The following is a 24,204-nucleotide window of genomic DNA, read 5'->3' as shown; positions in this document are numbered from 1 at the left end:
CTCTAACCTGCCTTGTTTTTTCGTGGTACGAAGAAACCGTTAAACACTCTGCATATTCCCGCGCTTTGAGGTGCAGCTTTAATCGCAGAATACCAGATGGTATTAGCCTCTAAAATCGGCAATTGGTCACAGTTTGTACATCTTCTGCGTAGACATAAAAAAACCCCCAGTTATGGGGGTTTGAAATTTGAATCCATGCATTACTAACCAGACGCGACCCGGGAAAACATCATTCCCACTCGATTGTGGCCGGGGGCTTGGAAGAAACGTCGTATGTAACCCGTGACACTCCACTGATCTCATTGATGATACGATTAGATACGGTTTCCAGAAGCTCGTACGGAAGATGCGCCCAGCGAGCGGTCATGAAATCGATGGTTTCAACGGCGCGCAGAGCAATGACCCATTCGTAACGACGGGCATCCCCCACAACACCGACAGATTTCACCGGAAGGAATACAGCAAACGCCTGGCTGGTTTTGTGGTAAAAGTCGGCGCGGTGCAACTCTTCCAGGAAGATGGCGTCAGCACGGCGAAGAATCTCAGCGTATTCTTTTTTCACTTCCCCCAAAATCCGCACACCTAATCCCGGCCCCGGGAATGGGTGGCGATACACCATGTCGTACGGCAGGCCGAGCTCCAGGCCAATACGGCGCACTTCGTCTTTAAACAGTTCGCGCAGAGGCTCTACCAACTTCAGCTTCATGGTTTCCGGCAGGCCGCCCACGTTGTGGTGAGACTTGATCACATGAGCCTTTCCGGTTTTGGATGCGGCAGATTCGATCACGTCCGGGTAGATGGTGCCTTGGGCCAGCCAGTTAACATCCTTGATACGGGCGGCTTCTTCATCGAACACATCGATGAAGGTGTTACCGATTACCTTACGCTTCTGCTCCGGATCACTAACGCCCTTAAGCTTTTCAAGGAAGAGGTCTTCCGCATCGGCACGGATAACTTTCACACCCATGCTGTTGCCGAACATATCCATTACCTGATCGCCTTCGTTCAGGCGAAGCAGGCCATTATCGACAAACACACACGTAAGCTGGTCTCCAATAGCCTTGTGCAGCAGTGCAGCAGTCACCGAGGAATCCACACCACCCGACAAACCCAGCAGCACCTTATCGGTACCTACCTGCTCGCGAATCTTGGCGACAGCATCGTCAACGATCTTGGCGGGTGTCCAGAGAGCTTCGCAGCCGCAGATGGACAGAACAAAGTGCTCAAGAATGCGTTTGCCTTGCAGGGTGTGGGTCACTTCCGGGTGGAACTGCAACCCGTAAAGGTTGCGAGACACGTCTTGCATGGCTGCAATAGGGGCGCTTTCCGTAGAGGCCAGCAATTCAAAGCCTTCCGGCATAGCCACAACCTTGTCGCCATGGCTCATCCACACGTCGAGCAGGGAGTCACCCGTTGCCGTCAGGTGGTCGGTAATATCTTGCAGAAGAGGGCCTTTGGCACGCACTTTTACCTGCGCATAGCCAAACTCACGCTTTTCGGAACTGGCAACCCGGCCGCCCAGTTGCTCGGCCATGGTTTGCATGCCGTAACAGATGCCCAGCACCGGAATGCCTCGGTCGAACAAACCTTCTGGCGCACGGGGGCAGTTCAGTTCTGTTACTGACTCCGGGCCGCCGGCCAGCAGAATGCCTTTCGGATTAAACTCTTTCAGTTCTTCATCGGTAATATCGAACGCACGGACTTCACAGTAAACACCTATGTCGCGCACCCGACGGGCAATTAGCTGCGTATATTGAGAACCAAAATCCAGAATCAGGATACGGTGGTCGTGAATATTGTGAGCCATAGATTCCTCGGAAAAAGTAAGCTGTGCGACTCTGTCCTGAGCCGCACTCATGCTGTTTGTTCTCAGCTAACGCGATAGTTTGGCGCTTCTTTGGTAATGGTTACGTCGTGCACGTGGCTCTCACGCATGCCGGCACCGGTAATGCGGACAAACTGAGGCTTGGTGCGCATTTCTGGCATGCTCGCGCTTCCGGTGTAGCCCATGGACGCACGCAAGCCACCGATCAACTGGTGGATAATGTTGCGCATCGGGCCTTTACAGGCCACACGACCTTCGATGCCTTCCGGGACCAGTTTTTCTATGCCCTTGCTGGCGTCCTGGAAGTAGCGGTCACTGGACCCCTGCCCCATAGCGCCCAGTGAGCCCATACCGCGATAGGCTTTATAGCTGCGACCTTGATAGAGCTCGATTTCGCCAGGCGCCTCATCTGTACCCGCCAACAGGCTGCCGATCATAACGCAGTGAGCGCCGGCAACAACAGCCTTGGAGATATCGCCAGAGAAGCGCACGCCACCATCCGCAATAATGGGAACATCGCGGTCTTTCAGGGCTTCCGCTACGTTGGACACGGCAGAAATCTGCGGCACACCCACGCCAGCTACAATGCGGGTGGTACAGATAGAGCCAGGGCCGATACCCACTTTCACGGCATCGACACCCGCATCAGCCAGCGCTATCGCCGCTTCACCGGTAGCAATGTTGCCGCCGATCACCTGTAGCTCCGGGTAATGCTTTTTGACCCAACGCACGCGTTCGATTACACCAAGCGAGTGGCCGTGAGCTGTGTCTACAACAATCACGTCCACGCCTGCATCGGCCAGCGCAATAATACGTGCCTCTGTATCGCCGCTGGTTCCAACTGCTGCGCCCACTCGCAGGCGTCCTTGGCTGTCTTTGCACGCCAACGGGTAGTCTTTCGACTTTTGAATATCTTTAGCGGTAATCAGACCGCGCAATTGAAAGTCCGCATTGACCACCAGCACCTTTTCAATACGGTGGCGGTGCAGCAGCTCTTTAACTTCATCCAGGCTTGCACCTTCCTGCACCGTCACCAACTTGTCTTTCGGTGTCATGATCTCGTGTACAGGTGTATCCATACCACTTTCAAAACGAATATCCCGGCCCGTAACTATGCCAACCAGCTCGGTTCCATCAACCACCGGCAAGCCGGAAATGTTGTTGGCCATGGTAATTTCCACCAACTCGCGCACGGTATTCTTGGGGCTAACGGTGATGGGATCTTTTACCACGCCACTTTCGAACTTCTTGACCCTGCGAACTTCAGCTGCTTGCAGCTCAGGGCTCATGTTCTTGTGCATGATGCCTATACCACCTTCCTGGGCCATGGCAATTGCCAACTCTGCATCGGTAACCGTATCCATGGCCGCAGAAACCAGCGGTATGTTCAGCGTAATCGTCCGGGTAAGTTTGGTGCGCAGGTCTACCTGATGCGGCAAAACCTCGGAATAACCGGGCACCAACAAAACATCATCAAATGTGAGAGCTTCTTCGACAATTCGCAGCATTGGGATCGGCCTTTTGAACGTGCTAAATTTGAACCTTCCGTGCGGCACCCGGAGATAAAACAGAGTGCAGCCGCAAAGTAAAATGCGTAATCGGCCTATTATAAAGGTGTGTTGCAGGCCAGTAAACTGCACAATTTCCTGTCATTTACCGCATGTAGTTGAAATTCCAGTAAATTACACCCATTTTTTTCGGCTATTGCGTATAAGCCGATCAGGAGTTTTTGGTGAACGATGCTTTTCAGGATACCCGGCCCAGAGCACTTTCAGTCAGCGAACTGAACCATCAGGCCAGGCACCTGCTGGAATCCAGCTTCATGCAGGTATGGGTTGAAGGTGAGCTTTCCGGCTTGTCACGCCCCTCATCCGGCCATTGGTACTTTTCCCTGAAGGATCAAAAGTGCCAGATTCGTTGTGCCATGTTCCGTGGCATGAATCAGCGCATTCGCAGCATTCCCAAGGAAGGCGACAAGGTTCGTATTCGCGGGAAAGTGACCCTGTACGAAAACCGCGGCGACTTCCAGATTATTGTCGAGCACATTGAACCTGCAGGTCTTGGCCCACTGCAACAAGCCTTTGAGAAATTGAAACGCAAACTGCAGGCCGAAGGCCTGTTTGAAACGGCTCGTAAAAAGCCAATTCCCACGCTGCCCTCACATATCGGCGTAGTGACGTCTCCAACGGGGGCTGCCATACACGATATTCTTACCGTGCTCGCTCGGCGCTGCCCTGGCATTCCGGTTACCGTCTACCCCACAACCGTTCAGGGCCAGCCTGCTACAGCCGAAATCGTAAGGGCCATTGGCCTTGCACAGGCACACGGGGTGGCTGATGTACTGATTATCGGGAGAGGTGGGGGCTCACTGGAAGATCTCTGGTGTTTTAACGAGGAAGCGGTAGCCCGAGCCATCGCAGCCTGCCCTATTCCAACAGTGAGCGCTGTTGGCCATGAAACCGACATCACCATCGCCGACTTTGTAGCAGATTTTCGGGCACCCACGCCCTCCGCCGCCGCAGAAAAAGTCACACCCGACCAAAAAGACCTGCTCCGGCAAGTGAATGATCGCGAGTTCCGGCTTGAAAATGCCGTTAAGAGAGCATTTCAGCGAATGGGTGCCAAGCTGGAGCATCTTTCTGCGCGCCTTCGGGACCCACGGCGGGAACTTCAGGAAAAAGCCCAGCGCCTGGATGGCCTGGATCTACGGCTTGGCTCAGCCATGGCGCAACGCATGAACCAGTCCCGGATACGCAGCACTCATTTGGCGCAACGGCTTGCCATGCAGTCCCCTCGCAAACAACTTATAAGCAACCGCGAAACCCTTGAGCGTTCCACCTCCCAACTGGACAAGGCCATGCAGGGGGTGCTGGCCAAACTTCAGGACAAACTGGAACATACAGCCGGGAGCCTTAACCTGGTCAGCCCTCTGGCTACCCTCGGGCGCGGTTACGCCATTGTGCGCGATGAACGTGGCCAGATCATCCGTAACGCACCAGACGTTTCCGCCGGCGATCAGATCTCTGCTCATGTTGCAAACGGCACTGTTACCGCCGAGGTAAAATCCGTCAACACACAGAGCAACTGGCTCACCCCCACCAAAGACTAATCCGATGGTCTACTGGATCACCGCCTCAAAGAGCCTAAAGTTGATTTATTGACAATAAAAACTCTCAAGCACTACGAGGCAGAAGGTATGGACTACAACTCAGAGTTCCGGAGATCCATTGATAACCCGGAAGAGTTCTGGCGCGACAAGGCGGGCAGTATTGACTGGTTCCAGCCGCCTGAAAGTATCTGGGAAGCCACCGATAATGGCCATGGCCGCTGGTTTCCGGATGCCACTCTCAATACCTCTGACGTAGCTCTGGATGCCAACGTACGCGCCGGACGTGGGGATCAAAAAGCTCTCATTTACGACTCGCCAGTAACAGGCACCAAATGCAGCTATACATATTCAGAACTCACTGACGAAGTCGCACGTTTTGCCGGGGCCCTGAAAGCACAAGGAATCAATAAAGGCGACGTAGTAATCATCTATATGCCGATGATTCCGGAGGCTGCTATTGCGATGCTGGGCTGCGCCCGTATTGGTGCGGTTCACTCGGTCGTGTTTGGCGGCTTTGCTGCCCACGAACTCGCGGTAAGAATTGACGACGCTCAACCCAAAGCGGTGATTACGGCATCTTGTGGCATAGAAGTTACAAAGGTCATCGAATATAAACCGCTTGTGGACAAAGCCATTGAGCAGGCGTCCCACAAGCCGGATTTCTGCGTGGTTTATCAGCGTCCGCAGGTAAAAGCTCAACTGCAGATTGGTCGCGATCACGATTGGGGCGACCTGATGGCAAGCGCTGAGCCCACCGGCCCTGTGCCTGTGAAAGCCACTGATCCACTTTATGTGCTTTACACCTCTGGCACTACCGGCAAACCTAAAGGTGTCGTAAGAGACAACGGCGGCCATGCAGTAGCACTCAAGTACAGCATGAAGCTGGTTTATGACGCTCACCCGGGCGACGTATTCTGGGCTGCCTCTGATGTGGGCTGGGTAGTTGGCCACAGCTACATTGTATACGCGCCACTGTTTGCCGGGTGCACAACCATACTTTATGAGGGTAAACCAGTAAGAACCCCTGATGCCGGCGCCTTTTGGCGCGTGGTGCAAGAGCACAAAGTAAACTTGTTATTCACGGCACCTACGGCTTTTCGTGCGGTGCGCAAGGAAGATCCTGAAGCTGATCAACTCTCCCGCTATGACATCAGCTCCCTTAGGCGCATATTCCTGGCAGGCGAGCGACTGGACCCACCCACCTATGAATGGCTCCGGGAACATACTCAGCTCCCCGTACTGGATCACTGGTGGCAAACAGAAACCGGCTGGGCCATTTGCTGCAATCCGGTTGGGATTGAAGTTTTGCCCACCAAGCCCGGCTCGGCAACCGTTCCATCACCCGGCTATAACGTACAGATTGTGGATGCCAGTGGCGACCGGGTACCTCCGGGAGAACAAGGCCAGATTGCAGTGAAACTTCCTCTTCCGCCTGGCTGCTTGGTAACTGTGTGGGGCGATGATAAGCGCTTCCAGGACAGTTATCTGAATTTGATACCGGGTTTTTATAGCTCAGGCGATGGAGGTTATATTGATGAAGACGGTTATGTCTTCGTTATGGGTCGCACAGATGATGTCATCAATGTGGCTGGCCACCGCCTCTCAACCGGTGAAATGGAGGAAGTGGTTGCGTCCCATCCCGCCATTGCCGAATGTTGCGTAGTGGGCGCCCATGACGACATGAAGGGCCAGATTCCTCTGGGCCTGGTGCTGATAAAAGACGGAGCTACCATTGATCACGACGAACTGGAAGAAGAGCTCGTCGAGATGGTCCGTGAGAAGATAGGCGCAATCGCCTGTTTCCGCAGAGCCCTGGTCGTAGACCGCCTGCCCAAGACTCGCTCGGGAAAGATTCTGCGAAGGGTTATTCGCCAGATTGCCGACGGAGAAGAATACGCCGTACCAAGCACCATTGATGATCCTGTCATTCTTGAGGAAATCAGTGAGCAACTCCACCGCTGATATTCGTGTTGACGACCCATGAAGTCGGTCTATACTGATTTTGCTGTGGAAAATCTTCAGCGCCCCGTGGGGGGAAATCTCAGAGATACAGGAAAGCTCAATGTCAGATACAGTAACAGGCACCGTAAAGTGGTTTAACGAAGCTAAAGGCTTTGGCTTCATTGCTCAAGATGGCGGCAGTGACGTTTTCGTTCACTACAGCGCCATCAGTTCAAGCGGATTCCGCACACTGACAGAAGGTCAGCAGGTGCAGTTTACCGTAACACAGGGCCCCAAAGGCCCACAGGCGGAAAACGTAACGCCTCTATAAGGCGTTTTTCTTCGTTCTCTGCCCCTCACGGGAATGAGAAAACAACAAGCCGGCACGAGTGCCGGCTTGTTGTTTTCTGCTTTATTGGTTTCTGCTTACGCACTTATAGCTGGATCAGCCTTGGCTTCCTGGCTTTCGCCCATAGCTTTCAGCTCAACCGCCAGGGCGACCGCAGACAACAACGCCTGCAAAGTAGCCGAGGTGGTATCTTCAGCCAAAGCAGCAGCACTGCAAAGCTTGTCTCCGGCCGTCAGGCGTATGCAGGCCAGAGCATTGGCGCGGGTACCCTCCCCCAGGGCAAACTCGTCGTAAGCCTCTACGGCTATAGCAAGCCCGAAGCGCTTCTCCAACGCGGCAGAGACCGCTTCCACAGCGCCAAGACCGCGACCCTCAAGGCGCATCGGTGCAGACTCTCTGCCAAACGTTACCTCGGCGTAAACGCCCTGTTCATCCCTATGCAGATCATAGCCGCGCAATGCCCACTCATCCCGCACCTTCAGATACCGCTGCTCGAACAGGTTATGAATCGACAAAGAATCAATTTCACCGCCGTTGGTTTCCGCAGATTGCTGAACCACCTTACTGAATTCAATCTGTAACCATCTCGGCAAGCTGATGTTGTAATCCCGCTCAAGAACATAGGCCACACCACCCTTTCCGGACTGGCTATTGATACGAACCACTTCTTCGTACCTGCGCCCCAGGTCAAATGGATCAATGGGCAAGTACGCCACGTTCCATTTATCACCTTCGTTTCTCAGTGCCAGGCACTTGCGAATGGCATCCTGGTGACTGCCGGAGAAGGCTGTAAATACCAACTCGCCAGCGTATGGATGACGCGGATGGGTGGAAATTTCAGTGCAGGCTTCAACAACTTCGGTTATTTCTGCCATGCCTGACAAATCCAGCATCGGATCAATGCCTTGGGAGTACAAGTTCATAGCCATAGTGACCAAGTCCATGTTGCCGGTGCGCTCGCCATTGCCCATCAGCGTACCTTCCACGCGATCTGCTCCGGCCATAACGGCCAGTTCCGCCGCAGCAACGCCACAACCGCGGTCGTTGTGGGTGTGAACACTAATGCTTATATGCTCGCGATGGCGAACCTGGTCACACACCCATTCAATCTGATCTGCAAACACGTTTGGCGTAGACATTTCGACAGTTGCTGGCAAGTTGATAATTACCGCCTGCCCTTCCTCCGGGCGCCATACGCCGGTTACTGCATCAATAACCTCAACGGCAAAATCCATCTCCGTGCCTGTAAAGCTTTCAGGAGAATACTGAAACGTCCATTCTGTTTCCGGGTGCTGCGCAGCCAAGTCTTTAACCAGTTTTGCGCCATTCACCGCGATATCACGAATACCCGCACGATCCAGCCCGAATACCTGCTCCCGTTGCACTGTTGAGGTGGAGTTATAAACATGAACGATGGCGCGTTTTGCGCCTTTAAGCGCCTCGTAGGTGCGCTCAATCAACTCTGGGCGCGCCTGGGTCAGCACCTGGATTTTTACATCCTCAGGAATCCGGTTTTCCTCAATCAATTTGCGGCAAAAATCAAAGTCTGGCTGGCTCGCGGCCGGAAAACCGATTTCGATCTCCTTGAACCCGAGCTTGACCAGCAAATCGAACAGGCGCTGCTTCTGGGCAACATTCATGGGCTTAACCAGCGCCTGGTTGCCATCGCGAAGGTCCACCGCACACCAGGTGGGTGCTTTTTCGATTACCTTGTCTGGCCAACGACGGTCAGTTTTAGCGATCGGTTGGAAGGGCACGTATTTGCGATGATCAAAAGCCATGTTTGTTGTACTCCGTAACAGTTCGGGTGTAATCAGAAGGAACTAACAGTTTAACCTGTTCCGGGCGACAGGTGATTGCGAATTTCGCTCTATCAGGCTAATTTTATAGTCAGTTATTCTCACAAATACCCATATACGGCAAGATTATGCTCAAAAACAAAGAAACACTCATACAAATTGACAAAATAGACCGGCGAATTCTGGCTCAGATACAAAACGATGCCTCCCTGACAAATCAGCAACTGGCAGAAAAAGTAGGACTATCCCCTTCTCCTTGCCTGAGGCGTGTTCGAGCGCTTGAGGATGCCGGTATTATTGTGCGCACGGCTGCGGTCCTTGATCACAAAAAACTGGGCTTGTCCCTGACGGTGGTGCTTCTGATTGGCATGGACAGGCATACGCCGGAGCGCTTTGCGTCGTTTGAGGAGCAGGTAAACGAATACCCGGAAATCCTGGAGTGCTACCTGGTGACCGGTCACGATGCTGACTACATGCTCAAGGTGGTGGTGCCAGACATGGACCACTATCACCACTTTTTGCTCAACCGTATTACCCGGATTCAGGGCGTGAGTGGTGTTCATTCAAGCTTCGTGCTCAAACGGGTGATAGATACAACCGCCCTGCCACTGGGGTATTTATCCTGATACTACACGTACAATCTGTACCTTGTGCGGTTGGCTCCGTACAATAAACGCCACTTTATAAAATACCCTTCTACGAAACACCAATGAACGGAAACCACAATGCGAGCAAGCCGTTATCTGATTGCAACCCAGAAAGAGACACCGTCTGACGCGGAGGTTATCAGCCACCAGTTGATGCTGCGTGCAGGCATGATCCGTAAACTGGCGGCAGGTCTCTACACCTGGCTACCCATGGGCCTTCGAACCTTACGCAAGGTTGAGCGGATTGTTCGTGAAGAAATGGACAAAAGCGGCGCTCAGGAAGTGCTGATGCCGGCGGTTCAGCCAGCAGAACTCTGGCAGGAATCTGGCCGCTGGGAGGAGTACGGCGGCGAACTGCTGCGGATGAACGACCGCCATGGCCGTGACTTCTGCTTTGGCCCTACCCACGAAGAAGTCATTACCGACCTGATTCGCAATGAGCTGAACAGCTACAAGGAATTGCCGGCCAACTTCTACCAGATACAAACCAAGTTCCGCGACGAACGCCGTCCCCGCTTTGGTGTTATGCGTGCCCGCGAGTTCATCATGAAAGACGCCTATTCTTTCCACGTGAACGCCGAGTCTCTGGATGAAACCTATCAGGTTATGCACCGCACCTATTGCGCTATCTTTGATCGCCTGGGCTTGAACTATCGCCCGGTACAGGCTGATTCGGGCGCCATTGGTGGTAGTGCATCCCATGAATTCCACGTACTCGCAGATTCTGGCGAAGACGATATCGTTTTCAGCACAGAGAGCGACTATGCCGCTAACATTGAGAAGGCCGAAGCGGTTGCTCCGACTGGCGATCGCCCGGCTCCGGCTGAAGAACTGAAGGAAGTAGCAACGCCGGACCAGCGGACTATTGAAGCCATTTCAGAATTTCTGAACGTCGACGCCACCCGCACGGTGAAAACCCTGCTGGTTAAAGCGCAAGCCGATGAAGAAGGCCATGCTGGCCTGATCGCCCTGATATTGCGTGGCGACCACACGCTGAACGAAATCAAAGCAGAAAATCTGGAAGGCGTGGCAGAACCCCTGACCATGGCGACCGATGAAGAAATAGAATCTGCTATCGGCTGCAAAGCCGGCTCCATCGGCCCGGTAAACCTGAATGTGCCAGTAATTGTGGATCGTAGCGCAGCGCACTTGGCAGATTTTGTGTGCGGCGCCAACAAAGAAGGCTACCACCTGACGGGCGTTAACTGGGAGCGCGACCTGCCCCTGGGCCGGGTTGAAGATATCCGTAACGTTGTTGAAGGCGATGCCAGCCCGGATGGCAAAGGCACTCTGGAGATCCGCAGAGGCATTGAAGTTGGCCATATTTTCAAACTGGGCAACAAGTACAGCACCGCCATGAACGCGACGGTTCTTGATGAGAACGGCAAAACCGTAATCATGGATATGGGCTGCTATGGCATTGGCGTATCCCGCATCGTGGCGGCTTCTATTGAACAGAATCACGATGAAAAAGGCATTATCTGGCCGGATGCTATCGCGCCCTTCCAGGTGGCCATCGTTACACTTAATGCCCACAAAACCCCTGCGGTTGCGGAAGCTGGCGAGAAGCTCTATGAGCAGTTGCAGCAGGCCGGCTACGATGTACTGCTGGACGACCGCAAAGAGCGCCCGGGCGTGAAGTTTGCCGATATGGAGCTGATGGGCATCCCCCATCGCTTTGTCATTTCTGACCGTGGTTTAACGGCCGGTACCCTGGAGTACAAAGGACGCAGAGACGCAGACAAGCAGGACATTGCCATTGAAGACGCTCTGCCGGTGCTTACCAAGGCATCGCCTCTGAAAGTCTGATCGAAGAGAAAGTAATGAAATCGGGTTCAAGGCCGGCTACAAGGCCTTGAACCACAGGCAACGCGGGGCCTGGTACTCGTTCGAGGCATTCAGCCCCCGACCACTCCAGGCTCCATCTCCAGAGCCACACCGAAGCGCTCCTGCACCGACTCACGAATCTCAGAAGCCAATTCCAGTATATCTGCCCCGGTTCCGCCCGAGTGGTTGATCAGCACCAATGCCTGTCGGTTATGAACACCCACCTTGCCATTGCGATAGCCTTTCCAGCCACACTGATCAATCAACCAGGCGGCCGCCAGCTTTACCGTGGCATTCTGGGGGTAGCCAACCACCTGTGGGTACCTGGTTTGCAGTTCATCGAACTTCTCGGAAGGCACAATCGGATTTTTGAAAAAACTGCCTGCGTTGGGAATCATTTCCGGGTCTGGCAATTTTCGGCGGCGAACCGCCATCACGGCTTCCGCTACCGTTAAAGGATCCATATCCTGCGAGGCGGTATCTCCGAGGTATTCCTCAAGATCCCTGTAACCAAGCTGCAAGGGTTTTGTTCGGGACAGCCGGAGCCTGACCTCGCTAATGATGTAACGCCCGGGCGAGCGCTTGAACAGGCTATCCCTGTAGGCAAAGCCACACTCCGAATTATCAAGGCACACAAGCTCGTTGGATTCACGATCCAGGGCCGTTACAGAAATCAGGGTATCGCAAAGCTCCACACCATAAGCACCGATATTCTGCACCGGCGCCGCTCCCGCCGTGCCGGGAATCAGCGCCAGGTTTTCAATGCCCCGATACCCGGCTCCTGCTGCATAGAGTACGGCGTCATGCCAGTTCTCACCGGCGCCCAGAACCAATGTCGCACCTGTATCGTCAACCTGCTCCCAATAGCGCGCCGCTATTCGCATTCGAATCACCAGGCCATCGAAGTCCCCGGCAAAAACCAGATTACTGCCGCTCCCGAGAACCAGCGTCTGGTGTCCTTTTTTTTGCGCCAACGCCAGTGCGTTATGCAGGTCATCCAGGCTTTCAACATCTATGTAGTATTTTGCTGTTGCGGACACGCACAGGGTATTGAGCTTTGAAAGCCCAACCATCTCCTGAAGTTCCGCCCCGTGGCTCACGCCATACGCTCCTGAATATCCCGAAGCAAACCCTCTCCAGCCTCCTGAATCAGATCAAGCACATGCTCAAATCCTTCCTCACCTCCGTAGTAAGGGTCGGGAACCTCAGTGAGATCAGAGCTGCCGTACTCAAGAAACAATGTGGGCTTGGAGCCGCCATTCTGGTGCCAGATGTCTTTTACATCGGCCAGGTTCTGGCGATCCATCACCACTACATAATCAAAGGTATCCAGATCTTTCTCGGTAAACTGCCGCGCTTTGAGGTTAGTGATATCAACCCCACGGCTACTTGCCGCTTCTATTGAGCGGGGGTCAGGCCCCTTACCTATGTGCCAATTACTGGTGCCGCAGGAATCAATGTAAACCTGCTCCTGCAATCCAGCCTTCTCCACCAGTTTACGAAATACACCCTCTGCGGTTGGAGAACGGCAGATATTGCCAAGACACACAAAAAGCACACTGGCTTGCATACTCATTCCTCACTTTCTCCTGCTTTAATCGATTTAGCCAACCAGGCTCTTACACGCTGCAGATCAGCTTCTGTGTCTACGCCCGCCGGCGGCGTTCCAACGGCAACCTCCACATGGATACGGGCGCCGTTATACAGCGCTCTGAGCTGCTCCAGTGATTCCGCCTGCTCGGTAGGCGCTGGTGCCCAGGAAACAAACTCGCCAAGCACCCTTGCGCGGTATCCGTATATGCCTATATGGCGGAAGTATCCGGTACCGTCCTTCAGTGCAGCCCCGGCGCTGGGCGATGTCAGGTTATCTTTGCCAATATCGCGCCAGTGATCACGTGCCCAGGGAATCGGGGCACGGCTGAAGTAATGCGCCATGCCCTCAACATCAAATACCACCTTAACCACGTTCGGGTTGAACACCTGCTCCACGTCATGAAGTCGTTCACAGAGTGTCGATATTGCAGCCTCCGGATAGCGCTCCAGGTTATCAGCCACCTGGTCTATCAGTGCAGCCGGAATCAAGGGTTCATCCCCCTGCACATTCACCACACGGTGGTCAGCATCCAATCCAAGCTTGCGCACCACCTCTTCAAGGCGATCGGTACCGCTGACATGATTGGGCGATGTCATAACCACCTCCGCGCCAAAGGTCTCACAAGCCGCCTGGATACGCATATCATCGGTGGCTACAACCACGCGGCTTGCCTGGCTTTCGGAGGCGCGCTCACAAACATGCTGAATCATCGGCTTTCCAGCAATATCCAGCAGCGGCTTACCGGGTAAACGAGTGGAGGCATAACGAGCCGGAATCACAACCGTAAAAGACATAGGGGTTCGATCCTGCAGAAAGGGTTATTCAGCTTTTGTGTAGGCGCTCGTCAGTAGAGAGGGTGCGAGCTTCCGTCGCGAGCATGACTGGAATGCCTTCACGAATCGGAAACGCCATGGCGTCCTGGTAGCAAATAAGTTCTGTTTTCGCCTCGTTGAGCTTCAATTCACCCTTACAAACCGGGCAAGCAAGCAGCGCCACAAGCTTTTTGTCCATAGTGCAATCTCACTGATAGTTAGAAAACAGGCGCTCAGAAGCTCGCCCGCAATTGTTCAAGAACTGCCTCTGAAAAGGCCTCGGGCAAACTTGCCTCCACATGAAGCACCCAGGCATTATCCGGTGCAAAGCTTTTGCATTTAACACCATCTTTGGCTGTCATCACCAACATGTGTCCGGCTTCAGATCCGAGGTCTTCAGGGCGAAAACGATGATGATCAGGAAAAGGCACGGCAATTAACTTTGCACCCAGTGCCTTGAGCGTATCAAAAAAACGCGTCGGGTTTCCTATACCGGCGATTGCACGGATTTTCTGACCCTGGAGGCTTTCAGGCGAACGGGTTTCTCCGGTTTTCAGATTAACCAGGCGCGTAGGCTGAAGGTTCATGGCATACATGTGGGGGTGTTTGATATCCGCCATCGCTTCCGGGGGAACACGGCCAGCCCCATCGGCTTTGGCTGCACCGTTCACGATCACAAAATCAACCGTATCCAGCCTGCTTAGTGGTTCACGCAGTGGTCCCACGGGGATCAGTGCGCCATTGCCTACACCGCGAGTGCCATCAAACACTGATATCTCAATATCACGTGGTAGCTTGTAATGCTGAAGCCCATCATCGCTGATCAAAACATCACCCAGTGCATTGTCGATGACGAACGCAGCACCCCGGCGCCGGTCCGGGTCAACCACCACAGGTGCACCCGTTGCCTGAGCCAACATTACTGGTTCGTCGCCTGCAATGAACGGCAATGTATCCTGGGTTACCAGTAGCGGGAGATCTGAAACTTTGCCACCATACCCCCGGCTGAGAACGACAGGATGCCAGCCGGCCGCCCTCATGGTATTCACAAGCCAGGCAGTCAAAGGCGACTTGCCCGTACCTCCGGCGGTGATGTTACCCACCACTACAACAGGCACCGGTAGCTTTTGGGTATATTCCCTGGTCGCTTTGCGCCGCCTTGCTTCAGCAACAGAACGGTAGAGCCACGAAAAAGGAGTCAACAAGAACAGGGGCCGGCCTTTACCGTACCAGAGGCGATCTACCAAGCCGCTCATGAGTGTTCACTGAATTGCATTTGATGTAACTGGGCATAGGCGCCATTGGAGGCAAGAAGCTCTTCATGGCGCCCGGATTCCACAATGCGCCCGTTATCCATAACCAGAATCCTGTCGGCGCTTTCTATGGTTGAAAGCCTGTGAGCAATAACCAGAGTAGTTCGCCCTTGAATCACTGTTTCCAGAGCCTTCTGAATGTGTCGTTCAGATTCGGTATCCAACGCCGAGGTTGCTTCATCCAGAATCAAAATGGGGGCATCTTTCAGCAGGGCTCTGGCAATGGCCAGCCGTTGCCTCTGGCCACCGGAAAGCATCACGCCGTTATCACCAATCATGGTATCGAGCCCTTCCGGCATGCGGTCGATAAACTCCAGGGCGTGGGCTTTGGCTGCTGCGTCGCGAATCTCTTCCCGGCTGCATTGACGAAGTGCGCCATAGGCAATGTTGGCGGCAATAGAGTCGTTAAACAGCACCACGTTCTGAGTTACCAGCGCTATCTGGCGCCGCAATGCTTTCAGGGAAAAATCCTTGAGGGAATGGCCGTCAATGCGAATATCACCACCGGTGTACTCGTAAAACCTGGGCAGCAGGCTTACCAGCGTTGATTTACCGCTACCAGAGCGCCCCACAAGCGCTACGCTCTGCCCTGCAGGTATATCAATGGAGATGTCTTCCAGTACATTGTCGAACTGGTCCCTGTAGCGAAACGATACCTTGTCGAACTCAATATTGCCCTCCACCCGTTCCGGGGCGAAAGTACCAGGGTCCTGTTCCGGCGCCTCGTCAATGGTTTCAAAGACATCATAAGCGGCGGCAACCCCCTTTTGAATCTTGGCATGCACAGAGGTTACCTGGCGGATCGGCTTGGCCATGGTGGTGGCGGCCGTAATAAAAGCAACCAATTGCCCGGTGGTCATTTCGCCCCGTATCTCCGGGGCCAGCATGGTCCAGACAAGCGCTGCAATCGCAATGGCCACCAGTAGCTGAATCACAGGAACGCTGATCGCCTGGGTTGAGGCCATTTTCAGGCTTTGCTTCAGGTTTTTATCATTAACCTCCTGAAAACGCGCCTTTTCATACTCGACACCACCAAATGTACGAACCACCCGATAGCCGGAAATAGACTCCGAAGCCACATGGGTTATGTCACCCATGGACCCCTGAATACGCTGGCTGATTTTACGGAAGCGTTTGCTGGCGTAGGTTACTACCGCTGCGATTAAGGGCCCGACGGCGAGAAAAACCAACGTCAGCTTCCAGTTGGTATACAGCATAAAGCCGAGCAGGCCGACAATGGTCAGGCCTTCCCGCAGGGTAATCGTGATGGCATTGGTTGAGGCCTCTGCCACCTGCTCTACGTTAAAGGTCAGCTTTGAAACCAGTCGCCCGGCCGCGTTTTCGTCAAAATAACGGGACGGCAGGGTCATTAGCCGGTTGAACACATCGGTACGCAGGGAGTTGATGACCTGCCGGCCAACGTAACTGATGAAATACTGGCTCATGAAGGTTCCCAGCCCACGGAAGGCAAACACCCCCACAATCAATGCCGTCAGCAGAATCCGGTTTTGCTCGGTGGGGTTTTCAATCGCAGCTATTACGTACTCCATAGCCGCAGCCATGCCTGTGGAGGCGGCTGCATAAATAACATTGCCCACAACCGCCAGAGAAAACGCCAGCCAAAACGGTTTAACATACGCCAACAGGCGCTTGTATGTTTGCCAGCTATCACCGGGTTTAACCTGGGGGACTGGTGGCGGAACTGCATCGCTCACTGGTTGTCGGCCTCACGTTCTGTGGTAATGCTCAGCCTGGCAAAGCCCAGGCGCCCCGCAACGTCCATGGCTCTGACCACATACTCATGGGGAGTGCGAGCGTCAGCCGTAATAACGAACGGCAGCGCGGTGTCGCCTTCGGACAACTCATTCACTCCCCGCTCAAGGGTCTCACGGCGATTGTTCACCAAAGCCTTGTCATTAAGGATGTACTGTCCTTCGGCGTTGATAACAACGTCTATCTGCTTTACCTCTGAAGCCGAAGATGGTTCACCGCTGGCCTCCGGCAACTCTACCTGCAAGTGGCTTTCCCGAGTGAAGGTTGTTGAGACCATAAAGAAAATCAACAGCAGGAACACCACATCGATCAACGGCGTCAGGTCAACCCCAACTTCCTGGCTTCTCTGGCGTGTGAACTTCACGGCGTTCAGGCCCCTTCTACGTCAATTTCGCGGTCACCGTGCACAACTTCAACCAGCTTGATGGCTTCTTGCTCCATGCCTACCACCAGCTCGTCTACCCGCCTGATGAAATAACGGTGACAAATCAATGCCGGGATAGCGATGCTCAATCCAGCAGCGGTAGTTATCAAGGCTTCGGATATACCTCCCGCAAGATTGCCCGCATTACCCACGCCCGCTAGCTGGATCTCTGCAAAAACCTTGATCATGCCGATGACCGTGCCCAGGAGACCAAGCAGCGGCGTTATTGTTGCGACTGTTCCCAACGGATTCAGAAAACGCTCGAGTTCGTGAATAGCCTGCGTGGCCTCGTGCTCAATACTCTCTTTCATGATCTCACGGCCATGTTTGGCATTCATGAGCCCGGCAGCAAGCACACGCCCCAAAGGGGAAGAACTCTGCAGCGCCTTCAGTTTGCGGCCATTCAGTTCTTTTTTCTTGATCCAGCGCCAAAGCTCATTAATGGTCTGAGGTGGCGCAACCCGGGACGCCCGTAGGGTCCAGAAACGTTCCAGAATAATCGCAAGTGCCAAAATGGAACAGGCAACGATTGGCACCATAAGAATGCCACCAGCTTTCAACAGCTCGAACACGCTTGATCTCCCTGATTGTTAACAAGCCGCGCTACTTTAGCATAGCTGCAGGTCGAGGCCACACCCGCAATGTCACGGTATTTTACACTCGGCTCTGGTGAGGCCCGGGCCAGCAATCCAGAAGGGCGCCGTATGGCGGGCTTCTGTGGTTTCCACAACCCCGTCAATCATTTTCATCACCAGACTGCCCGAACAAGCTGTGTTAAGCGCAAGAGCACCGACACTCCGGTAACGCGCAGTTACGTCTTTATGAGGATGGCCGTATCGGTGCCGATATCCGGCTGTGTAGATCACCAGCCCTGGCGCAAGCTCTCGAACCCAAGCCTCGGAAGATGACGTTTTACTGCCATGATGAGGCGCAATTACAACGCGATCCGGGGGCCGGCGATCCTGTACTTTTGCTCTGGACGCCTCCAGGTACAAGGCCTCAGTGCCAGAACTGATATCTCCAGGGAAAAACCACTCCACGACATCACCCTGCCGTGCAACAAGAACACAGGATGCATCATTGCCTTTGAGCTTGCCTTCTGCCCGCCAGAATGAGAGCAGCAACTCATCTCCCAGCACATCCTCGCCCGCACACGTAACAACACTCACTGGCTCGCCTCGCTCGAGCCTGGAACGAACCGCGGAGGGCTCACCAGTCACAATCCGGCCAACGTTAAACTCTGCCAGAATCTGGTTAATTCCGCCGGAATGATCGCTGTCGGCATGGCTTATAACTAACGTATCGATACGTTTGATTCCCAGAGCCTTGAGATTGGGTATCAGCACGGATTCCGCGGCTGAGAAAACGCCTTTCACCTCTGGCCCGGTGTCATAAAGCCATACCTGGTCGGCAGCCCTCAACATAACTGAGAGACCCTGGCCCACATCCCAAACTCTGACTTCGGGTTGCGCAACACTCGGGTTACCCGAATCAGCGGGAAAGCTTGCTGCAAGGCTCCAGCTTAACGCGATAGCTATACCGACCGCCTTGAACGCCCGAAAGGGAACCCATGTTATGAGCAACACCAACACCGCAAATCCGATAATTTCGAAAATGCTTCCATAAAATACGGGCCAAGCCATGCTGGCAACCCATCCAAGAAACCCCGACATAACGCCAAGCGCTGCATCCATCAGAGGAATGACCAGCTCTGACAGAACTGGAAACAGTGCTACCAAAATCCCACCAATCAGGAGTACAGGCATTAGAACAATCGAAACCCAGGGGATGGCCAAAATATTGGCAAGTAAGCCGGCAACCGGCTGGCCCTGCCCGACCATTTCAAGTAGCGGCCAAAGCCCGGCAAACACAGCTCCCTGAGCTACAAACAAGCCCGCCAGCCAGCCTGTGCCACCCAATCGGCCGGCGAAAACATAAATCAGTACAGACACAGCCCCGAACGACAGCCAGAACCCTTGATCCAGCGAGGCAAATGGATCAAGCAAGAGCACAAGTCCAAGCGCCATTACAAAGGACTGCCACACAGAAACCTCACGGGCTTTCAACAACATCCAACTGCCAGCTGCCACCATAACCAGCGCTCTGCGTGTAGGCACCGTAAAACCCGCTGCCAGCGCGTATAGCAAGCAAGCACTAAACACTACGGTAAACACAGCCAAACGCACGGAGCGCTCACTAAGCCGGTAAGAGAACGCTGCAAGCAGGAATCGGCGAGCAACGAAGCCGCCTCCCAGGGCCACTAACCCCAAGTGAAGGCCCGATATAGCGACCAGATGTATGGTGCCAGTCGCCTTTAAAACATCCCAGTGCTCTGAAGTCAGATGCCCGCGATTACCAATCATCAAAGAAGCAATTAAAGGATGGTGGCGGGCATGACCAAAGCGCTGATCTACCCAATGCGCCAAACTGGCGTAATAGTAATGATACAGACACTTGTATGAGCAGATGACAGAAGAGTCCGGAGTCGCATGCCGCACAGAGCCCGTCGCGCGATAGCCTTGGCGAAAAAGCCAGTCCTCATAACGGAAGCCTGCGGGATTCAAAGAGCCATGGGGCCTCTTCAGGACCACCGTGAGTCGTAATTGATTATCGGGAAGCATGGCCCCAGGCTGGCCGTACCATGCCAGGCGCAACTTTTTGGGGAGAGCCTTGTGCGCTTCCGGGGTCAGTGAAAGCCCGTACCACTGAGTCGCACAGAAGCTGAAGCGAATGCTGTTAAAACTGCCAACCGAAGGAAGGCTGCAGACGTAACCTGAAACCTGGACCTTTTCGCCCTCAACCCCCTCAGGAAGCCTTTGCTCAAGGCGTTCGTGGGCCCACAAGCCCGCCCAGGCCACACCCAACAAAAGCCCTGCCACAAGGGAAAGAAACGACTGTGGCAATAACCTTCGTAGCGGTGAAAACCACAATAAAACCGGTATGGCGGCGGCAAGCAACCATACTTGAGCTGGCAACACCTCCAATCTATAAAGTAAGATGACGCCGCAGGAAAAGGCGAAAACGCCCAATACTGTAGAGCTTCCGGACAATCCTTGTCCTCCTGATAATTTCATCTGTCGGCAACATCCTTAGCCGCCAGAGTTTCATTCTACTTGAAGGTAGAGCTTCCCAATGCCAAAGAAGTTCATGAAACGTTATCTGCCATCACCTGAAAAGGTGCAAGCGATGCAATCGCTTGGATTTCTTGGCGATATCCTGAATGAACCCAACCTATGGCACATCAACCGACACAGTGTTTCCCGGGCATTTCTGATCGGGGTGTTTTTCGCTTTAATCCCCATGCCTTTCCAGATGCTTGCAGCCGCTTTCTTTGCCATTTGGTTCAATGCGAACCTGCCGCTGTCTGTTGTGCTGGTCTGGATCAGCAACCCGATTACCATGCCCCCCTTGTTCTATTTCAATTATAAGGTAGGTGCCTGGGCACTTAACCGGCCAGTACTGAGCTTCGACCTGCAGCTCTCGTGGCCCTGGCTCAGCGAGAGATTATTGGAAATTGGCATTCCGCTATACCTTGGCTCGATGGTTGTGGCCACCGTTTCTGCATGCATAGCCTATCTGGCAATACAATTCCTCTGGCGCCGGAAAATCCGCACAGACTGGCAACTGCGCCGCAGGGCGCGCAGGGAACTGCGGCGCTCCCGCGATCAAGCCTCCTGAACCAACCGGCCCTGCTCAAGTCTCAGCACCCGCCCAAGGCTTCGCGCCATTTTCATATCATGGGTAACCATGACAAACGCAGTCCCCAATTGATCCCGTAAAGATTCAATAAGCGCTCGAACCCCCTCGCCCGTATGCTCGTCGAGGTTGCCTGTGGGCTCGTCCATCAACACACAATCCGGCTCGTTGACCAACGCGCGGGCGATGGCCACACGTTGCCTCTCTCCTCCTGAGAGTTCCCCGGGCTTATGTTCCAACCGCTCAGCAAGCCCAACTCTTTGCAGGATTGCCTCGGCCCGGGCGCGCGCATCGTTAACTGACAGGCTACCGAGAACACAGGGCATCATGACATTCTCAAGCGCGGTGAATTCCGGCAACAGATGGTGGAACTGGTAAACAAACCCCAGGTGGCGATTGCGAAACCGCGCTCTGCCCGCCTCGGATAAACGATGAATATCCTTTCCGCAGATTGAAATCTGCCCGGTGGAGGGCTTGTCGAGCCCGCCGAGAAGGTTCAGCAGCGTTGTTTTTCCGGCGCCGCTGCTTCCCACAATAGCCACAGTTTCACCGGCTGCAACTTCCAGGGAGATGTCCGAGAATATGGTCAGTTTTTCCGGCCCCTGGGTGTAGGTGCGGGTAACCTGCCGGCAGTCAATGACAAGAGCTGTCTCCTTCATGGCATCAGTGTCCTTATTCATAACGAAGAGCCTCTGCAGGGTCTACCCGTGAAGCTCTCCACGCCGGATAAATGGTCGCAAGTAAACTCATGGCAAGACCAGCACCGCTGATGATGGCCACGTCTTGCCATTGAAGCTGTGAAGGCAAATAGCTGATGAAGTACACATCTGCACTCAAGAACTGTTGACCAATGGCACCTTCAAGCCAGGATATGAAAGCACTGATATTGAGCGCACCTAACACACCAAGGGTGGTGCCAATCAGGATTCCGAAAAAACCGATCACTGCGCCCTGCACAATAAAAATTCTCATGATACGCCCCGGCGTTGCCCCCATGGTGCGCAGAATCGCAATATCCGCCGTTTTGTCAGTTACAACCATCACCAGCGTAGAAACAATGTTGAACGCAGCTACCGCGACGATGAACATCAGCAGCAGGCCAATCATGGTTTTTTCCATACGAATGGCCTGGAACAGATTGCCATGGGTTCGAGTCCAATCGGAAACATAGTAGCGCCCGGAGAGCCCTCTTGCAGCTTGTTCAGCAACCCTTGGAGCTGCAAACAGATCATCTACCAACAGCCGCACACCTTGGGCTTTCCCGCCGGTTCGCATGAGCTTTGCAGCATCATCCATATGAATAAGTGTGTAGTTGCCATCCAGCTCGGCGCCAACACTGAACACACCTTTGACCGTAAAGCGCTTGAGGCGGGGCAGTACGCCGGCGGGTGTCACTGACGCCTCCGGTAGCACCACGGTCACTCTGTCACCCAACTGCAGACGGAGACTGGCAGCCATGGTTCGACCCACGATGATGCCAAACTCACCGGAAATCAGGTCATCCAGCCTGCCTTCAATCATGTGGTTCTCGATGATGGAAACGGAGCGTTCCTCTTCAGGCAAAATGCCATTTAACATTACACCCCGCACATCGCCACCACCGGTGACCATGCCCTGCCCCTGAACAAACGGAGCGGCCGCCAGCACTCTCGGATGCTGCTGCACTTGAGCATCTACCGACTCCCAGTCATCCAGCGGTCCGCTGCCCTGGATCACTGCGTGGGGCACCATGCCCAGGATTCGCTGTTTGAGCTCCCGATCGAAACCATTCATCACGGATAACACAATAATAAGCACCGCAACCCCCAGCATCAGCCCGATCATGGAGGTGAGGGATATGAAGGATATGAAGTGGTTGCGTCTTTTGGCTGCGGTATACCGCAAGCCGATATAAAACGATAAGGGTCTGAACATGGAGAGGTGCCTGTCGCTACCTTCAGGTCGGTCGTGGTCTGGAATTCCCTGCCGCAGCCTTTCAGCGGAGCGGGAAACTGCTAAACTTTTCATTCTGGCTAAAATACTTGCCCGCGGAGCCTCGAATGCACACCGAAGACACACCTTCAGAATCGGCAGACAATCTACCTGAGCGTCGGGAATTTTTCCGCATCGAAGACCGGATTGGCCTGGAAGCCCGCAAACTGCCGCATTCAGCCGATCCCGATAGCAACCTTTTCGATGATGACCACCTGGAAGATCTGAGGGCCGATTTCAGGCGACTCGATCAGGATATAAAATCTCAGCTCGCCAGCATTGCAGATCAGGATCGCCAGCTGACCGGATTAGTAAAGTCCCTGAACGGCAAGCTGGATACGCTTGCGCGCATTATGGCCTTTCAGCAAAATCCCTTGCAACCGGGCGACTGGCAAGACGTAACTCTAAGCGAGGGCGGCCTGGCCTTTTCCAGCGACCCACAAGCATGGCAGACTGGGGACCGGCTTGCAGTTCGCATGACCTTGCTCCCCGAACTATTCCAACCCCGTGCCATGGCACAGGTTCTGGACGTACAAGCCGACGAAACAGGCAGAGCAAGGGTTCACACAGGCTTTATCCGGATTCATGATAGTGATCGCCAGCAAATCGCCCGACATGTGATGCGCTTGCAGATTCGCCAACGGCAAAAAGAGTAAACTGGCGAAAACATGTGACTTTTGCCTGTATTTCTCGGATATTACGTTTTATCCATGTCCCGGAGTGCTTACCGGAGACCCCCGAATTAATGGAGAATCACCAATGACAATGAAGCGAGCGCTGGCTGGCGCACTGGCAACTGCAATCATACTCACACTGACTCCGCTTTCAGGCGCATTCGCTGAAGACCTTCGAGTACCTGTGGGCAGCCAGGCCGACAGGAACCAGCAAAGCATGCCGCGCACCGGTATGACGCAGGCGTCGGTACGAGCTTCCTGGGGGCAGCCGGATTCCATAAAAGGCCCAATAGGGCAACCGCCCATCAGTCAGTGGCACTATGGCAAATTTGTGGTGTATTTCGAGGGCGACCGGGTGATCCACTCTGTGCTCACACCCAAGCGCTGAATTTATCAGACCAAGCCCTTTCCGCCCGGCACCACCGGATACACCCCCTGACGATACGCCGC

General features: G+C 54.1%; 22 protein-coding genes. 8 read left to right on the top strand and 14 right to left on the bottom strand.

The window, feature by feature from the left end:
* Positions 1 to 229 precede the first annotated feature (229 nt).
* On the bottom strand, positions 230 to 1,807 hold the full coding sequence (gene guaA, locus CDH47_RS09825; protein WP_100639689.1) for a glutamine-hydrolyzing GMP synthase: 1,578 nt from the start codon (positions 1,805 to 1,807) through the stop codon (positions 230 to 232).
* Positions 1,808 to 1,869: 62 nt separating this feature from the next.
* Entirely contained in the window at positions 1,870 to 3,333 is a 1,464-nt protein-coding gene (gene guaB, locus CDH47_RS09820) for an IMP dehydrogenase (RefSeq protein WP_100639688.1), read from the bottom strand.
* 221 nt (positions 3,334 to 3,554) lie between these two features.
* Here guaB and xseA point away from each other — a divergent pair, with 221 nt between their 5' ends.
* The 3 genes from xseA (at position 3,555) to CDH47_RS09805 (ending at position 7,206) form a co-directional block, all read left to right on the top strand.
* Entirely contained in the window at positions 3,555 to 4,934 is a 1,380-nt protein-coding gene (gene xseA, locus CDH47_RS09815; RefSeq protein ID WP_420843675.1) for an exodeoxyribonuclease VII large subunit, read from the top strand.
* 48 nt (positions 4,935 to 4,982) lie between these two features.
* Positions 4,983 to 6,896 (top strand): propionyl-CoA synthetase, encoded by a 1,914-nt coding sequence (locus CDH47_RS09810; RefSeq protein ID WP_420843674.1) that lies wholly within the window; start codon positions 4,983 to 4,985, stop codon positions 6,894 to 6,896.
* Between the two features lie 100 nt (positions 6,897 to 6,996).
* Positions 6,997 to 7,206 carry a cold-shock protein gene (locus CDH47_RS09805; protein ID WP_100639685.1) on the top strand — a complete coding sequence of 70 codons (210 nt, stop codon included), beginning with the start codon at positions 6,997 to 6,999 and terminating at the stop codon, positions 7,204 to 7,206.
* Between the two features lie 95 nt (positions 7,207 to 7,301).
* Here CDH47_RS09805 and leuA read toward each other — a convergent pair whose 3' ends face one another.
* Entirely contained in the window at positions 7,302 to 9,005 is a 1,704-nt protein-coding gene (leuA, locus tag CDH47_RS09800) for a 2-isopropylmalate synthase (RefSeq protein ID WP_100639684.1), read from the bottom strand.
* A gap of 146 nt (positions 9,006 to 9,151) precedes the next feature.
* On the opposite strand from leuA, the gene CDH47_RS09795 reads away from it, so the two are divergent.
* Together CDH47_RS09795 and CDH47_RS09790 are read left to right on the top strand one after the other, a co-directional pair.
* A complete protein-coding gene (locus CDH47_RS09795) occupies positions 9,152 to 9,649 on the top strand; it encodes an Lrp/AsnC family transcriptional regulator (RefSeq protein WP_100639683.1) in 498 nt (165 codons plus the stop codon).
* 99 nt (positions 9,650 to 9,748) lie between these two features.
* Positions 9,749 to 11,479 (top strand): proline--tRNA ligase, encoded by a 1,731-nt coding sequence (locus CDH47_RS09790; protein ID WP_100639682.1) that lies wholly within the window; start codon positions 9,749 to 9,751, stop codon positions 11,477 to 11,479.
* An 89-nt stretch (positions 11,480 to 11,568) separates the two neighbouring features.
* Here CDH47_RS09790 and murB read toward each other — a convergent pair whose 3' ends face one another.
* From murB to CDH47_RS09745, 9 genes are all read right to left on the bottom strand, one after another.
* Entirely contained in the window at positions 11,569 to 12,597 is a 1,029-nt protein-coding gene (murB, locus tag CDH47_RS09785; protein WP_100639681.1) for a UDP-N-acetylmuramate dehydrogenase, read from the bottom strand.
* The gene (locus CDH47_RS09780; protein WP_100639680.1) at positions 12,594 to 13,073 is read right to left on the bottom strand and encodes a low molecular weight protein-tyrosine-phosphatase; all 480 of its coding nucleotides are present in this window, start codon (positions 13,071 to 13,073) and stop codon (positions 12,594 to 12,596) included. The genes murB and CDH47_RS09780 overlap by 4 nt, the downstream gene beginning before the upstream one ends.
* The gene (gene kdsB, locus CDH47_RS09775; RefSeq protein ID WP_100639679.1) at positions 13,070 to 13,885 is read right to left on the bottom strand and encodes a 3-deoxy-manno-octulosonate cytidylyltransferase; all 816 of its coding nucleotides are present in this window, start codon (positions 13,883 to 13,885) and stop codon (positions 13,070 to 13,072) included. The genes CDH47_RS09780 and kdsB overlap by 4 nt, the downstream gene beginning before the upstream one ends.
* A 28-nt stretch (positions 13,886 to 13,913) precedes the next feature.
* Positions 13,914 to 14,102: a Trm112 family protein gene (locus CDH47_RS09770; RefSeq protein ID WP_100639678.1), complete on the bottom strand. Its 189-nt coding sequence runs from the start codon at positions 14,100 to 14,102 to the stop codon at positions 13,914 to 13,916.
* A 34-nt stretch (positions 14,103 to 14,136) separates the two neighbouring features.
* Positions 14,137 to 15,159 carry a tetraacyldisaccharide 4'-kinase gene (gene lpxK / locus CDH47_RS09765; RefSeq protein ID WP_100639677.1) on the bottom strand — a complete coding sequence of 341 codons (1,023 nt, stop codon included), beginning with the start codon at positions 15,157 to 15,159 and terminating at the stop codon, positions 14,137 to 14,139.
* Positions 15,156 to 16,931, bottom strand: a complete 1,776-nt coding sequence (msbA, locus tag CDH47_RS09760) for a lipid A export permease/ATP-binding protein MsbA (protein ID WP_100639676.1) — start codon at positions 16,929 to 16,931, stop codon at positions 15,156 to 15,158. The genes lpxK and msbA overlap by 4 nt, the downstream gene beginning before the upstream one ends.
* Positions 16,928 to 17,353, bottom strand: coding sequence for an ExbD/TolR family protein (locus CDH47_RS09755; RefSeq protein WP_100639675.1), 426 nt, complete (start codon positions 17,351 to 17,353; stop codon positions 16,928 to 16,930). The genes msbA and CDH47_RS09755 overlap by 4 nt, the downstream gene beginning before the upstream one ends.
* Before the next feature lie 5 nt (positions 17,354 to 17,358).
* Entirely contained in the window at positions 17,359 to 17,985 is a 627-nt protein-coding gene (locus CDH47_RS09750; RefSeq protein ID WP_100639674.1) for a MotA/TolQ/ExbB proton channel family protein, read from the bottom strand.
* A gap of 72 nt (positions 17,986 to 18,057) precedes the next feature.
* Positions 18,058 to 20,487, bottom strand: a complete 2,430-nt coding sequence (locus CDH47_RS09745) for a DNA internalization-related competence protein ComEC/Rec2 (RefSeq protein ID WP_100639673.1) — start codon at positions 20,485 to 20,487, stop codon at positions 18,058 to 18,060.
* A gap of 58 nt (positions 20,488 to 20,545) precedes the next feature.
* Between CDH47_RS09745 and CDH47_RS09740 the strand changes: the two genes are divergently transcribed.
* On the top strand, positions 20,546 to 21,091 hold the full coding sequence (locus CDH47_RS09740) for a DUF2062 domain-containing protein (RefSeq protein ID WP_100639672.1): 546 nt from the start codon (positions 20,546 to 20,548) through the stop codon (positions 21,089 to 21,091).
* Here the strand turns inward: CDH47_RS09740 and lolD are convergent.
* On the bottom strand, positions 21,079 to 21,768 hold the full coding sequence (lolD, locus tag CDH47_RS09735; RefSeq protein WP_100639795.1) for a lipoprotein-releasing ABC transporter ATP-binding protein LolD: 690 nt from the start codon (positions 21,766 to 21,768) through the stop codon (positions 21,079 to 21,081). The two genes, CDH47_RS09740 and lolD, sit on opposite strands and share 13 nt — an antisense overlap.
* Before the next feature lie 13 nt (positions 21,769 to 21,781).
* Positions 21,782 to 23,023: a lipoprotein-releasing ABC transporter permease subunit gene (locus CDH47_RS09730; RefSeq protein WP_100639671.1), complete on the bottom strand. Its 1,242-nt coding sequence runs from the start codon at positions 23,021 to 23,023 to the stop codon at positions 21,782 to 21,784.
* A 125-nt stretch (positions 23,024 to 23,148) separates the two neighbouring features.
* Between CDH47_RS09730 and CDH47_RS09725 the strand changes: the two genes are divergently transcribed.
* Both CDH47_RS09725 and CDH47_RS09720 read left to right on the top strand, forming a co-directional pair.
* Positions 23,149 to 23,736: a PilZ domain-containing protein gene (locus CDH47_RS09725; RefSeq protein ID WP_100639670.1), complete on the top strand. Its 588-nt coding sequence runs from the start codon at positions 23,149 to 23,151 to the stop codon at positions 23,734 to 23,736.
* Between the two features lie 103 nt (positions 23,737 to 23,839).
* Positions 23,840 to 24,142 carry a hypothetical protein gene (locus tag CDH47_RS09720; protein ID WP_100639669.1) on the top strand — a complete coding sequence of 101 codons (303 nt, stop codon included), beginning with the start codon at positions 23,840 to 23,842 and terminating at the stop codon, positions 24,140 to 24,142.
* Positions 24,143 to 24,204 lie beyond the last annotated feature (62 nt).

Origin of the sequence: Marinobacter salexigens, assembly GCF_002806945.1 — a bacterium.
In the GTDB taxonomy this organism is placed as follows: domain Bacteria; phylum Pseudomonadota; class Gammaproteobacteria; order Pseudomonadales; family Oleiphilaceae; genus Marinobacter; species Marinobacter salexigens.
This window is presented reverse-complemented; position numbering and strand designations above follow the sequence as displayed.

Excerpts from the sequence above, each read along its gene's own strand:
- CDH47_RS09730 (WP_100639671.1), bottom strand. The coding sequence starts at position 23,023 with ATGTTCAGACCCTTATCGTTTTATATCGGCTTGCGGTATACCGCAGCC.
- CDH47_RS09780 (WP_100639680.1), bottom strand. The coding sequence starts at position 13,073 with ATGAGTATGCAAGCCAGTGTGCTTTTTGTGTGTCTTGGCAATATCTGC.
- CDH47_RS09725 (WP_100639670.1), top strand. The coding sequence starts at position 23,149 with ATGCACACCGAAGACACACCTTCAGAATCGGCAGACAATCTACCTGAG.
- CDH47_RS09770 (WP_100639678.1), bottom strand. The coding sequence starts at position 14,102 with ATGGACAAAAAGCTTGTGGCGCTGCTTGCTTGCCCGGTTTGTAAGGGT.
- guaA (WP_100639689.1), bottom strand. The coding sequence starts at position 1,807 with ATGGCTCACAATATTCACGACCACCGTATCCTGATTCTGGATTTTGGT.
- kdsB (WP_100639679.1), bottom strand. The coding sequence starts at position 13,885 with ATGTCTTTTACGGTTGTGATTCCGGCTCGTTATGCCTCCACTCGTTTA.
- lpxK (WP_100639677.1), bottom strand. The coding sequence starts at position 15,159 with ATGAGCGGCTTGGTAGATCGCCTCTGGTACGGTAAAGGCCGGCCCCTG.
- CDH47_RS09805 (WP_100639685.1), top strand. The coding sequence starts at position 6,997 with ATGTCAGATACAGTAACAGGCACCGTAAAGTGGTTTAACGAAGCTAAA.
- CDH47_RS09740 (WP_100639672.1), top strand. The coding sequence starts at position 20,546 with ATGCCAAAGAAGTTCATGAAACGTTATCTGCCATCACCTGAAAAGGTG.
- leuA (WP_100639684.1), bottom strand. The coding sequence starts at position 9,005 with ATGGCTTTTGATCATCGCAAATACGTGCCCTTCCAACCGATCGCTAAA.
- guaB (WP_100639688.1), bottom strand. The coding sequence starts at position 3,333 with ATGCTGCGAATTGTCGAAGAAGCTCTCACATTTGATGATGTTTTGTTG.
- CDH47_RS09795 (WP_100639683.1), top strand. The coding sequence starts at position 9,152 with ATGCTCAAAAACAAAGAAACACTCATACAAATTGACAAAATAGACCGG.
- lolD (WP_100639795.1), bottom strand. The coding sequence starts at position 21,768 with ATGAAGGAGACAGCTCTTGTCATTGACTGCCGGCAGGTTACCCGCACC.
- CDH47_RS09720 (WP_100639669.1), top strand. The coding sequence starts at position 23,840 with ATGACAATGAAGCGAGCGCTGGCTGGCGCACTGGCAACTGCAATCATA.
- CDH47_RS09790 (WP_100639682.1), top strand. The coding sequence starts at position 9,749 with ATGCGAGCAAGCCGTTATCTGATTGCAACCCAGAAAGAGACACCGTCT.
- CDH47_RS09745 (WP_100639673.1), bottom strand. The coding sequence starts at position 20,487 with ATGAAATTATCAGGAGGACAAGGATTGTCCGGAAGCTCTACAGTATTG.